Raw genomic sequence first — 13,458 nt, 5'->3', positions numbered from 1 at the left:
TCAATGGTATCCAATATTATGACCTTATTTCCTTCATCCTCCAGAGATGTCCATTACATAGGCGGGTGTGATATTCTTCCTGCCCCATTAGAACCATATGAAGAAAGTGCCATGGTAGCCGGACTTGGGAACGGCGACGATCAGGAGATTAAAAAAATACTGATTGAACGGAATCTTCGTCTGGTTGTTTATATTGCAAAGAAATTTGACAACACCGGAATTGGCGTAGAAGATTTGATCTCAATCGGTACGATTGGACTGATCAAAGCAATCAATACCTTTAAATGCGACAAAAACATCAAGCTGGCAACCTATGCATCCAGATGCATCGAAAATGAAATCCTTATGTATCTCCGCAGGAACAGCAAACTCCGCATGGAGATTTCGATTGATGAACCATTGAATGTTGACTGGGATGGAAATGAATTATTATTATCTGACATTCTTGGAACCGAGGAAGATACGGTTTACAAGAATATGGAAACAGAAATGGATCATTCCCTGTTAACGGCAGCAGTCTCTCACCTGACAGAACGGGAACGTACCATTATTGAATTGCGGTACGGGATCAACACGATTAACGGTGTAGAACGCACCCAGAAAGAAGTGGCTGACCTGTTAGGAATCAGCCAATCTTATATCTCCCGTCTTGAAAAAAAGATCATAAAGAAACTAAAAAAAGAAATAATTAAAATGAGCTGATCAGCCTTTAATGATGATAATCGGAAAGCTTTACCTTATATCCGTCAACCATCTGGCGCATTTTCTGGTAATCCTTTTCCTTTAGATCTCCGGATTGTTTCAGATCTTCCACCATCTGATCCAGCTCCTTTAAGGCATCATGTGCCAGATCCTTATAATTGTTTGCAAGATTCATATTCATCTCATTCAGCTTTGCATTCAGTTGTTGTTTTACACTACGTTTCATCATTGTTTCGTACCTCATTTCAGGAAATAATCATTGACACTGTTGTAGCCATGTGTTACTATTACAAAGGTTCACAGATGCCGGCATGTCGGAATTGGCAGACGAGGCAGACTCAAAATCTGTTGGTGGCAACATCGTGCGGGTTCAAGTCCCGCTGCCGGCACTCTTTGTATTTTGCTTAATAAAAAATCTAAGTTTTAAGCCATTTTGTGGCTTTTTTTATTACTCAAAATGCAGGCATTTCAACTGTTTTGCCCAATATTTGCCCACTAGATGCACACCCAAATACAGACTCTTTTACTGCAGCCGGCTGTTGTTGCCGATCTTCTTTGCAACCACAACAAACCGTCCATCTTCTGTATGATACGCACAGGTGGATAAGGTCAGCAGCTTGTCCCCATAGGATGCCGTTTCTTCGATCGTATATGGTGTATTTTCTTTTACCCGGCTGACATAATCATCAAATTTCTCTTTTGATCCCGCATCTGCAAAGTCATATATATTATAATGCTCTGTATCCCCTTCCGGATAGGCTTTTGTATAAAAGGCTGCGATCACTATATATGTACCCGGTCCATCTAAAGTATCAAATATGATCGTCTGATGTTCTTTATAGAAATCTTCATCTTCATATTTTAACAGATCATGAAACATCGTCCCTGCTTTCATATTATGTCCGTATATAATGACATTGTCAGATACCTTCCCTGTCGGAGAACAGTTTGCTGCTGCAAATAACGTACCAGCAGCACTGTAACCCCCCTGAAAATTCCGATGGATATAATATTCTTCATTCTCGGGCGTATACATGACCGGATAATCGATTCTTGTTCCATATATATACAGCCATCCAACAAAGTCTGTATTCTCCTCATATACAGATGCGTACTTTTTATAAACCTTTTTTTCCTGTACTGTTGTATAAACCGGTTTTCCAGTTTCTTCCGTACAATTTTCCTGCTCCACTTCCAGTTTGATCTCTGCAAACGCTGACTCTGCCTGTCTGCTGGTAAAAAAATAAACACCCAGATAGCAGCCACAGCCAAGGAAAACAAGTACACATACTGCAAGTATAAGATTTAACAATATTCCATTCTTTTTTCTTCCACTCTGTGATGAATTCTTATGGTCATTGTTTTGCGTTGCCATTTCTCTGTTATCTGTTTCTTTCCTGTCTGTTAATCCGTTCATCCGAACCAACATCCTTCCTTGATCACTTTTTCATTTTTGTGTTATTTCTGTACGCCTACCATTCATTATCCTGAAAGTAAAAAATCTGACCATTCATAATAAACAGTCAGATTTTGAACCTTAAAAATACTTTCTGCTTCCCCAAAGATTATTCCGTTTCAGTTCTACATACTCTGCATATGCCTGTTCCAGAATATCCTTTTCGTTCGGAAACTTCAGAAGGTGGTAGGCTTCATGATACTTGTAGTAACCGGAATCCACAAAATATTCTTCACGCTGCGGTTTACTGTAATAGCTGTCCGCCATCATCAAATACCAGTGTACATCCTTGTTTACCACATCAAAAGCAGTATTAAATGTATAATTGCTTTTTCCTACATACTTAATAATAGATGCGCTAACACCTGTCTCCTCTTTTACTTCTCTAAGTGCAGTCTGATTATGTTCTTCACCTTTCTCAACTGTACCCTTCGGGAGAACCCATCCTTCATATTTGTTTTTGTAGTTTTTGTACAGTAATAATACTTTTCCTCTGAAGATTACCACACCTCCACAGCTTGTTGCTTCGATCACAGCAGTTCCTCCTGTCTTTTCGGTGTTGTAAATGCTTCAAGTTCTACTCACATTCGACTACGAATAAAACTCTGAACCGGCTTACCCTGCCAGTCCTTAATTGGTTATAAGTATATCAGTATTACTGCATTATTTCAAGCTGATTAATTATAATATGCATCAAATATCTTTCTGGCGATTGATGTTGCAGATGCTCCGGTATTACTTGCATTTTCTATCAGAACGCAGACCACCAGATCCGGATTATTGACATTGGAGAAACCTATAAACCAGGAGTGGGAATCCTTGTTCTCATTAAACTCTGCAGTTCCCGTCTTACCTGCTACTGTATACTCAGCTCCTGAAAAATAATCGGACGCTGTACCATATTCCGTTACCGACATCATAAGCTCTGTCAATGTCTGTGCTTCTGCTGAGGATATGATCCTGCCATAAGAATCCTTGGAGAATTTTTTTACAACGCTTCCGTCACAGTTCTCAATACGATCCATCATATATGGCTTCATAAGAACCCCACCATTTGCGATTGCACACATGATCATCGCATTATGAAGCGGCGTGATCAGTGTCTCTCCCTGTCCGATTACTGTCTGTGGAATCAGGGACTTGTCTGTTTTTGATGTCATGGTATAACTGGACTTCTTATAATAGCCATCATACGGCAATTCTTTATTATACAGAAAGTCTCCGCACAATTTATTTAATGCATCCATATCAAGTTTCGTTCCGATATTGGAAAAGGATGTATTACAGGAATACGCCAGAGAATCCTCCAGGCTAACGGTTCCGTGCACCTTATGATTATAGCAGTGAATGGATACACTGTTAAATATGCCATCTCCCTCACATTCATAGGAATATGACTTATAGTTGGGATTTTCTCTTATATATTCCAGTGTTGTAAGGATCTTAAATGTCGATCCCGGCGGATACATTCCCTGGGTTGCACGGTTTAGCAGGCAGGAGCTGTCCGAATTTGCTGTTTCTTCTATAACAGAGGAGATCTGGTTCGGATCAAAATCCGGCTTTGAAACCATTGCTTTGATCTTTCCAGTTGATGGCTCGATCGCTACGACCGCACCATCATTATCACCAAGTGCATTATATGCTGTACTCTGCAGATCATAATCCAGTGTTGTTATCACATTATTTCCCATATCCTTCTTATCAGATAATGCATGATAAATACGATATAAAATATTCTGGTTAGATGTCAGCAGATAATAATTGGAAACCATTTCCAGACCTGCCTGTCCATTGCTATCATAACCAATTGCATGTGCAAACATATTGCTGTATGGGTAAACTCTGGTTTCGTTTCCATCATCATCCGTTTTTGTCTCCGCCAGAACAACTCCGTCATCTGAAATGATCTGACCTTTTATTACTGTTTCTGCATACAGATTCTGTCTTTTGTTGTATGAATTTGCAATATCTGAATCTGCATCGATGACAACATATTTAACAAGATGCACCATCATGCCGATAAAAATAAATATAACAAAATATGTGATCACAAGAACAGGAACATTCTTTTTGTCATTTTTCTGTTTTTCCTGTGCTTCTCTACTCCCCTGAGAATACTTCTTCATGATTGCTTTGTTTGTAGACCGTTTGCTCTTCATTACCACCAACTCCATTATTTTCAAGTACACAGATTCCCTGAATGATTCCAAACAGGAATAATGTGCTCACAACTGAACTTACACCATAACTGACAAGCGGAAGTGTCACACCGGTAGACGGGATAAACTTTGTTACACCGCCAATATTCAAAAATGTCTGGAATATAAAACAGATCGTGAATCCAAATGCAACATTCTTATAAAATGAGTTACGGATCTTCATGGATATATTTATAAAATATATAAAACAACTGATATACATCAGGATCAGACACAGTGCAAACACAACACCCAGTTCCTCACAGATCGCAGAAAAGATAAAATCACTGGACGCTACCGGAACTGCTGTTGGAAGCCCTTTACCCAGACCTCTTCCTTCCATCCCGCCCGATCCGATTGCAAATAGTGACTGGCAGATCTGATATCCGGCGTCATTAATATAGGAAAATGGATCTAACCACGCGTTGATTCGGGTTGTTACATGACTGAATTTGTCTTTTAACAGCGAATATCCAACCGTTGCAATGACTGCTGCACCACCCAGACCACCGATCAGGATCATTGTCTTCTGTGTTTCCAGATAGATCATCATGATAAAGATCATCATAAAGATTGCTGCACCACCCAGATCCTTTTCCGCTACTAGGATCAGCATAAAGATACCGGAAACAAGTGTTACTTTAATGTAATCTTTAAATCCCTTTGCTTTGTTTAAAGCGCTTGCCAGAAAGAATACAAATATAATCTTTACAAACTCCATCGGCTGCAAGGAAATCGATCCAATCTGGATCCAGTTTGTAGAGCCGTATTTGGATACTCCAAGAAATGGAACAAAGACTGTACTTAGAAAACCGATTCCAAGGATTGCATAAAAAATATCCCAGTTTTTCAGATTTTTGCATTTCATGATCACAAGCGGAATAAATGCCGTGATCACCAGTGTGATCGTTGCAAATGCAAACTGTTTTTTTGCCAGATCAAAATCCAGTCTGGTCAACATGACATATCCGATCAACAGTAAAAATGACATATTATTTGTGATCAGTCTGGAAGATTTCTTGTATATTCCATGATACGATACCATATATACAATAGAAACGATCATCTGCAACAGATAAAAGATCACGATACTGATCGTTTTATATTTTAAAAACAGTGTCAGATAACATAAAAAATGTATAATAAACACATAGACGATCTGCACATTTAATGCATGATTCTTTTTATCTTCCCGCACCGGTTTCAGCACCGTAAAACATTTAATTGTATACAGAACCATAAAAAATATGATCAAGTATTTTGATATTTCTGTAATAATAGTTGCCATTATTCAATACCCTTTATATAATGTCCTCTTGTATAATCCATCTCATCGAATTCTTCATCCATATCTCCGGCATGGAACTTCATGAGAAGCTCCATCACATTCTTCGTCTGATCTTCGTTTTCGATGGTAAAATCAATCAAATATTCATTGGTTATATCAGTATTTCTGTTATTTGTCAACTGTTTGATATTGTTTGTCGGAACCCCATTATATATAACAGAATAACAGTCCCGGCAGTTATTCACATTATAAAAGCGATTGCCCTTTTCATCCCGGAACGAGAAACGTTCTCGTTTATTATAACCACATCCGTCCAGATAGTTATTGACAAAGCACTGGGCTGTGATCATAACCGGCTGATATCCATATAATCTTTCAATATCTGTTTCACAGAGGCCGCTCCATTCCTGATGTGTCAGTTCCACAGAACCGATCAGCATTACCTGTGGAAACAGCTCCTTATAGAATAAAACAGCTTCATCATTATATGCATATAAGAATGGATCAAGCAATACCATTCCCTTATATCCCTGCTTCTTCAGAAAACCAATCTCATCTATATTCTTAATATAGATACCCTCAAACATTCCAGACAGAAAATACAGATCCTTTATTCCTTGTTTCTTATTCTCACGCAGGATATCCGGAAAGGAAACATAGATCTTTTTATCTCCTCTCATTTTTCCGATTTCTGCTTCATGCACGATATTATGATCAATTATAACATGTTGTACCAATTTATAATTATTAACAATTCGAAATTGTTCTATTGTTTTTACAGATACATAGCAACCGCATTCCATAGCATCTCTGGTATCTGTCTGTTTCTGATCATAAACAGTTTCCTCCGCCAGCAACTTCTTATCATCCGGTATCGTCCGTTTATATCGTCCGATCAATGCCTGCTCCAACTGGCAGACGGCTTCCCGTCTTAATACATTCAGACTTCCAAGAGAAATAAATATATTCTCATCACACTCCGCTTCCAGATAGAAGTTAAATCCTGTTCCACCGGTCTTTGACAGCTTATCTACGATCTGCACTGTCTCAACCGGACGTTTTGCAGCCTGTGACACGCATTCTCCGCTTACCTTTACCGAGATATCATCCACATCTGAAAACAACTCCAGCATAATCGGCTTTCCAATCTTTGCAGTCACCTTTCCATAGATATCCGTCTGTTTTTCCTTCTGTATAAACCTTACATTAATATCATCAATAAGCGCATTATTTCTTGTCCGATAGACCTGCATATCTTTTCGGATCTGCCGAAGATTATTCGCATTCAGTCGGATCTTCTGTCCGGCCTGTGCGGTTATATTCGAAGTCAGTTCAATATTCTGTTCTGTTCCGGTACGGATCTCCAGAACATCCTTTGCCTGAATTCCACGTTCCAGACGGATGTATACATGGGGTGCTTCCACAGCTTCCACTTTACCAATCAATGTACCGGTATGATTCGGACGCTTGTTTGCAAGCATTTCCTTACCGTTCTTCATATAATAATAGCCGGAAGAAAAACCACCGCGGTTATAGATATCCATCAGCCGGTCTGTATGATATTTGATCCGTTTCTCATTCACATGACCGTTTATGTATTCATCTGTGATCTCAGAATATGCATGAACTGCCGCAGCTACATACTCCGGCTTCTTCATTCTTCCTTCGATCTTAAAGGAATCAATCCCAGCCTCGATTAACTGTGGTAAATCCGCAAGTGTACACATATCCTTCATGCTGAGGGCATATTCATGATTAAACTTTCTGCTGTTATATGCCTTTCTGCATGGTTGCGCACAGCGTCCACGATTGCCGCTTCTTCCGCCTGCAAAACTGCTCATCAGACATTTTCCTGAATAGCAGAAGCACATCGCACCATGCACAAATGTTTCAATCTCAATATCAACTGCTTCTTTAATTGATTTTATTTCTTTTAAGGATAATTCCCTGGCAGGAACAAATCTTGTCAGCCCAAGATTTTTAAGAAATTCTGCCCCATAGGTACTGCATACACTCATCTGTGTACTTCCATGTAATGGCAGATCCGGATATGCCTGTGAAAGACTTCTTATAACACCGACATCCTGTACAATAATCCCATCTACACCTTCCCTGTAAAAAGGCTCAAGGTAAGGAATCAGTTTCTTCATTTCACTATTTTTGAGCAAAGTATTAACTGCCATATATAACTTCACATTATGAATATGGCAGTAATCAATTGCTTCCAGTAATTCTGTTGTATCAAAGTTTCCGGCAAATGCACGGGCGCTGAACATATCGCCTCCGGCATAGCATGCATCAGCGCCTGCACTTACCGCAGCTTTCAGCGCATCCATAGAGCCTGCCGGAGCTAAAATCTCAGGTCTATTTAACATTATTTTCTGCTTCCAACTTTATTATTTCTCTCTGCAGAGCATTGACTTTTTCTTTATATTCATCAATCATTTTCTGTGCAGATTCATATTTGATCTGTGTCTCGATCACTTCATGTCTGAGGTCATAAATCTGTTTGTCCTTATCGTCATCCTCCGTCAGCATCTGATTTACCTGAAGCTTCGCTTTGAAATAATCATCTGCGATATTAAGTGCAAGTAATACACTCTGATATTCTGCATTAAAACGGCGGTAACTTTCGGAAGACTGACATTCCTGGATCTTACCATTGATATAAGAAGCTACATTCTGGAGATATTCTTCACTTTCAAATCCGCTCAATGTATACACTTTATTGTTAATAACCACCGGGATATCATTTTTTTGTGACATGACTCTCCTCCTTTATATTTCATTTTATTTCTTTCATATATATTTTTTACCTGTACCATACAGGTATTATTTTCCCGTAATTCATTTATTGTATGGACTAAAATAACCTATTCGATAAATGCATCCAGTCCGAAATGCTTATAACACCGTTCTGTTACAACCCGTCCTCTCGGTGTCCGGTTGATAAAACCATTTTTGATCAGATATGGCTCATATACATCTTCAATCGTGCCGGAATCTTCCCCGATGGCAGCAGCCAGAGTATCCAGTCCCACCGGACCTCCACCAAACTTCTCTATCATTGTCATTAATATGTTCCGGTCTGTATTATCAAGTCCCATGGAGTCAACCTCAAGCTTATCCAGTGCTGTCTTTGCAACCTCATAATCGATACAGCCATTGTGGCATACCTGTGCAAAATCCCGGCATCTCTTTAACAGACGATTGGCAAGTCTTGGTGTTCCTCTGGATCGTTTTGCAATTTCAAGTGCGCCCGCATCATCGGTCTCTACACCCAGTACATCCCCGGACCGTATTACGATCTGCTTCAATTCCTCCGGTGAATAGAATTCCAACCGATCAACCATGCCAAATCGGTCACGAAGCGGTGCTGTCAGCATACCGGCTCTTGTCGTTGCTCCGATCAATGTGAATTTCGGAAGATCCAGACGGATTGACCTTGCTCCTGCTCCTTTTCCGATCACGACATCAATCGCAAAATCTTCCATTGCAGGATATAAGACTTCCTCTACCTGACTGTTTAATCTGTGAATCTCATCAATAAATAATATATCATTCTCTGACAGATTATTTAAAATAGCTGCCAGTTCGCCCGGCTTCTCGATTGCCGGTCCTGATGTGATCTTGATATTAACACCCATCTCATTTGCAACTATGGATGCTAATGTCGTTTTACCAAGGCCCGGCGGACCATATAAGAGTAAATGATCTAACGGTTCATTTCTCCTCTTTGCCGCCTCAATAAAAATCTTCAGATTCTCTTTTACTTTATTCTGTCCAATATATTCATCCAGATACTTTGGTCTCAAACTATATTCACTATTTAATTCTTCTATATCTGCTTCTGTTGAAATAATTCTACCCACTGTGTCCACCTGTATCTGTTTTTATATTAATTTCTTCAATGCTGCCTTTAATATCGATTCTATATCCATCTGACTGGTATCCCCAATCTTTTTTACGGCAAGTGCTGCTTCGGAATTCGAATAGCCCAGATTTACAAGTGCAAGAATCGCATCTCTTGCTGCATTTAAATCTTGTGTATCCTGTACGATCGACTGCTCATAGGCTGCATCCATCATATCTTCCATCTTTAACTTATCTTTTAATTCCAATATGATCCTTGATGCGCCCTTGGCACCGACACCATTTGCTTTTGATATCGTCTTCGCATCCTCTGAGATCACCGCAAGCTGAAGCTCCTGGATCGTAAGCGCTGTAAGGATTGCCATAGCGACTTTTGGACCTACCCCGCTGATTCCGATCAAGATACGGAATACAGATAATTCCTCTTCTGAATGGAACCCATACAATGTCAATTCATCTTCTCTTATATACATGTGTGTGTATATTTTAATCTGCGTTCCATATGCTGGAATATGCTCAAGAAACTTACCAGATACGAAGATCCGATATCCCATACCGTGGTTATCGATCACTATATAATTCTCTCCTGCACTGACAAGTGCTCCTGAAATGTATGCTATCATAATAATATGTCTCCAAATTTTACTATGCCAAGTATAACACAGTTTTCTCATTATGGAAATATCTGATTGATTTTTTGACCGCAGGGGCATATCATGAGATTATTCGATTTTTTTACATTTGAGGTTACATACTATGATTCAATACGACTATACGATGCCACTTTCTTCAGTTAATCTGAACTGGATGAAAGAAACGCCGGATCAATATCTGTTCTTTGATATTGAAACAACCGGATTAAGCGCTGCCCGGTCAGATCTTTATCTGATCGGATATGGAACGCTTCTAAACGACGAACAGTTTCGTATTACCTTATTATTCAATGATGACGGTTGTTCCGAGCCAAAGATGCTCGCTGCATTTAAGGATATATTGGCTGATTACAAATATCTCGTTACATACAATGGCGACACCTTCGATCTGCCATATATAAAGGAAAAATACCGACAGTTCCGTCAGGAGATATCCTTCGATTCAATTACCAGTATCGATGTCTATCGGAAAATAAGAAAATATAAAAAGCTGCTTCAGATGGATTCAATGAAACAGTCCGCTCTGGAATCTGTTATGGGAATGGAACGGGATGAATTTCACTCCGGCGGTCTTCTGATCGATACCTACCAGGACTATTTAGGTACAAAAGATACACAATTACAGGATATGCTTTTATCTCATAATAAGGATGACATCTATGGACTTTTCTATGTATCCGGTTCCCTTACACTTACTTCCTTCTTTGAAGGCAATTTTGCTATATCGAAAACCACCTGTACCGATACACAGTTTACGATCTGTATACAGACAGGAAGGCTTGCGATTCCATTTGATACCAACTGTAATGATATACATATATCAGGCATAGATGAAGTCGTGACGATCGATATTCCAGTTATCCATGATACACTGAAATATTTTTATAAGGACTATAAAAATTATTTCTATCTGCCACTAGAACAGACTGCTATCCACAAGGATGTTGCCTGTTATGTCGAAAGTGCTTATAAAGAAAAAGCCCGCCCGGAAACGGCATACACTACAAAAACAAGTTCGTTTATCCGCCAGAACAAGTTCAAGCAGTCACACATATTCAAATATGAACATACTGACAAAGATGGATATATTGAACTGAACGATACTTTCATCAATGACAGGATACAGTTAAAAGAATATCTTCTCAATATCTTAAAGCAGATCAAATAGTTCTGGAACATGTTGCAAAAGCGAAAGTTTCAAGATTGCGGAATAAGAGCAGGGGTACAGATCAAACTGGAACATACATAAAACAATAAATACCCACTGATGAATATTCATCAGTGGGTATTTTACATTTTATAAAAAACAATCTTTGATTATTCTTCTACTGGAGCTTCAACAACTTCTTCTGTCTCTTCCGGAACTGGAAGTAATGCCTTTACGCTCAGGCTGATCTTCTTTTCTTCCGGCTTGAAGTCAACAACCTTAGCTTCAATCTCATCACCAATCTTATATACATCTTCTGGCTTTGCAACGTGATCGTATGAAATCTGTGAAACATGCAGTAATGCATCAACGCCTGGCTCTAATTCAACGAATGCACCAAAGTCAGTCATACGTGCAACTTTACCTGTTACAACTGTTCCAACAGCATATTTCTCTTCTGCATTTAACCATGGGTTTGTCTCATCAAACTTTAAGCTTAATGCGATCTTGTCACCATTGATGTCCTTGATGAATGCCTTAACAGTATCACCAACCTTGAACATCTTCTTAGGGCTTTCTACTCTGCCCCATGACATCTCTGAAATATGAAGAAGTCCATCAGCACCACCGAGGTCAATGAATGCACCGAAATCTGTTACATTCTTTACTGTACCTTCTACTGTCATGCCAACTTCAATCTTTTCGAATAATTCTTTTGCAGCTGCAGCTTTTCTCTCAACAATCAGTTTCTTTCTGTTACCAATGATTCTTCTCTTCTTAGGATTGAACTCTGTAAGCTGGAATTCAATATCCTGGTCTAAGTACTTATCAAGGTTCTTTTCATATAAGTCAGATACAAGACTTGCTGGAATGAAGATTCTTGTCTCTTCGTAAAGAACATTTAAGCCGCCATTTACAACCTGAACAACCTTACCTGTAAGAATGTCACCATTGTTAAATGCTTCTTCTAACTTCTCGTTTACTTTCTCTGCTGCAACTCTCTTGTATGAAAGAGCTACCTGTCCTTCACCATCATTTGTCTTGATAACCTTAACAGTGATTGGATCCCCAACTTTTACCAACTCTGTTAAATCGACGTTTGGAGTGTTTGTATATTCATTTCTGGTAATGATACCGTCTGACTTATACTTAATATCAACTACAATCTCATCCGGCTTAACACCAATAATTGTACCGTCGATAATCTCTCCCTGTCTGATTGACGCCTTGCTTTCATCATTTTCTAACATCTGTTCAAAACTTAACTCTGCCATGCTACTATGAACCTCCTTAATAATATAATTTGGGGTAGATGCCCCCGCAGTAATACCTACCCTACTAACGGATTCAAAAGTAGTCAAATCCAAATCAACGAGTGTCTGTATATAGTAAGTATTCTCACATTCTTGTTTACTAATATCATATAGCTTCTGAGTATTAGAACTGTTTCGACCACCTATAATGATCATAGCATCTACAGTCTTTGCAATATCTCTTGCTTCCATCTGTCGAACTGCCGTTGCATTACAGATTGTCTCATGAACAACCACATTATACAATTTTTTTCGAATAATATCAACAATATCTTTAAATTTATTCTTATTAAAGGTGGTTTGTGATACTAAACTGAAGTTAATATGCTCAAAATCCGGCTCATTTTCTATATTTTTCACCAAATTATCCGCTTCTGAAACGCTTTGTACTGTATATGATTTCGTCTCACACCAGCCAATTATACCCTCAACTTCCGGATGATCTTTATTTCCAACAATGATTATGCGGTTCCCTTTTTGGCTCTCATCCTGTACGATCGTATGGATTTTTTTCACAAACGGACAGGTTGCATCTACCACATTGACATGTCTGGTTTCTAACTGTTCCATGACATCTTTTGATACTCCATGCGACCGGATAATAACCGTTTCATCTTCCTGCTGATCAAGCTCTGCAAGATCTTCGATCACCAATACTCCCTTTTTTCTCAGATCCTCGATTACTTCTTCATTATGAATGATCGGGCCATAGGTATATACATGCTGTTTCCCGGCTTCTTTATACGCTGTATCAACGGCACGTTGTACCCCAAAACAGAATCCGGCCGACTTTGCTAATATAATTTCCATATTTTGTCCATACTCCGG

General features: G+C 39.1%; 12 protein-coding genes and 1 tRNA gene. 3 read left to right on the top strand and 10 right to left on the bottom strand.

The genetic code is table 11. The annotated features are described in order from the left end of the window. Positions 1-3 precede the first annotated feature (3 nt). A complete protein-coding gene (gene sigE, locus DXB77_RS04160; RefSeq protein WP_226801017.1) occupies positions 4-702 on the top strand; it encodes an RNA polymerase sporulation sigma factor SigE in 699 nt (232 codons plus the stop codon). Positions 703-709: 7 nt separating this feature from the next. Here sigE and DXB77_RS04155 read toward each other — a convergent pair whose 3' ends face one another. Then, on the bottom strand, positions 710-931 hold the full coding sequence (locus DXB77_RS04155; protein WP_021943823.1) for a hypothetical protein: 222 nt from the start codon (positions 929-931) through the stop codon (positions 710-712). A 76-nt stretch (positions 932-1,007) separates the two neighbouring features. Between DXB77_RS04155 and DXB77_RS04150 the strand changes: the two genes are divergently transcribed. Further along, positions 1,008-1,091: transfer RNA gene (locus DXB77_RS04150), tRNA-Leu, on the top strand. Positions 1,092-1,225: 134 nt separating this feature from the next. On the opposite strand, the gene DXB77_RS04145 is transcribed toward DXB77_RS04150, so the two are convergent. The 8 genes from DXB77_RS04145 to ruvA form a co-directional block, all read right to left on the bottom strand. After that, a complete protein-coding gene (locus DXB77_RS04145) occupies positions 1,226-2,119 on the bottom strand; it encodes a class B sortase (RefSeq protein WP_182439429.1) in 894 nt (297 codons plus the stop codon). A 120-nt stretch (positions 2,120-2,239) separates the two neighbouring features. Then, the gene (locus tag DXB77_RS04140) at positions 2,240-2,692 is read right to left on the bottom strand and encodes an NUDIX domain-containing protein (RefSeq protein WP_008400781.1); all 453 of its coding nucleotides are present in this window, start codon (positions 2,690-2,692) and stop codon (positions 2,240-2,242) included. A 143-nt stretch (positions 2,693-2,835) separates the two neighbouring features. Beyond that, complete coding sequence (locus DXB77_RS04135; protein WP_243100137.1) at positions 2,836-4,317, bottom strand: penicillin-binding transpeptidase domain-containing protein; 1,482 nt, start codon at positions 4,315-4,317, stop codon at positions 2,836-2,838. Continuing rightward, complete coding sequence (locus DXB77_RS04130; protein ID WP_118662717.1) at positions 4,259-5,644, bottom strand: FtsW/RodA/SpoVE family cell cycle protein; 1,386 nt, start codon at positions 5,642-5,644, stop codon at positions 4,259-4,261. The genes DXB77_RS04135 and DXB77_RS04130 overlap by 59 nt, the downstream gene beginning before the upstream one ends. Continuing rightward, positions 5,644-8,019, bottom strand: a complete 2,376-nt coding sequence (locus tag DXB77_RS04125) for a U32 family peptidase (protein WP_118662716.1) — start codon at positions 8,017-8,019, stop codon at positions 5,644-5,646. Before DXB77_RS04125 ends, DXB77_RS04130 begins: the two co-directional genes overlap by 1 nt. Continuing rightward, positions 8,009-8,410 (bottom strand): cell division protein ZapA, encoded by a 402-nt coding sequence (locus DXB77_RS04120; protein ID WP_008400777.1) that lies wholly within the window; start codon positions 8,408-8,410, stop codon positions 8,009-8,011. Before DXB77_RS04120 ends, DXB77_RS04125 begins: the two co-directional genes overlap by 11 nt. 107 nt (positions 8,411-8,517) lie before the next feature. Further along, positions 8,518-9,525, bottom strand: coding sequence for a Holliday junction branch migration DNA helicase RuvB (ruvB, locus tag DXB77_RS04115; RefSeq protein ID WP_347465363.1), 1,008 nt, complete (start codon positions 9,523-9,525; stop codon positions 8,518-8,520). Positions 9,526-9,537: 12 nt separating this feature from the next. After that, on the bottom strand, positions 9,538-10,140 hold the full coding sequence (gene ruvA, locus DXB77_RS04110; RefSeq protein ID WP_117807593.1) for a Holliday junction branch migration protein RuvA: 603 nt from the start codon (positions 10,138-10,140) through the stop codon (positions 9,538-9,540). Positions 10,141-10,273: 133 nt separating this feature from the next. Between ruvA and DXB77_RS04105 the strand changes: the two genes are divergently transcribed. Continuing rightward, positions 10,274-11,338, top strand: a complete 1,065-nt coding sequence (locus DXB77_RS04105) for a ribonuclease H-like domain-containing protein (protein ID WP_118662715.1) — start codon at positions 10,274-10,276, stop codon at positions 11,336-11,338. 149 nt (positions 11,339-11,487) lie between these two features. On the opposite strand, the gene DXB77_RS04100 is transcribed toward DXB77_RS04105, so the two are convergent. Beyond that, positions 11,488-13,440, bottom strand: coding sequence for a bifunctional 4-hydroxy-3-methylbut-2-enyl diphosphate reductase/30S ribosomal protein S1 (locus DXB77_RS04100; protein WP_118662714.1), 1,953 nt, complete (start codon positions 13,438-13,440; stop codon positions 11,488-11,490). Positions 13,441-13,458: the final 18 nt, after the last annotated feature.

Source organism: Clostridium sp. OM05-9 (genome assembly GCF_003481465.1).
Lineage (GTDB): Bacteria > Bacillota > Clostridia > Lachnospirales > Lachnospiraceae > Coprococcus > Coprococcus ammoniilyticus.
The sequence above is the reverse complement of the archived record's forward strand: the minus strand, read 5'-3'. Positions and strand labels throughout refer to the sequence as shown.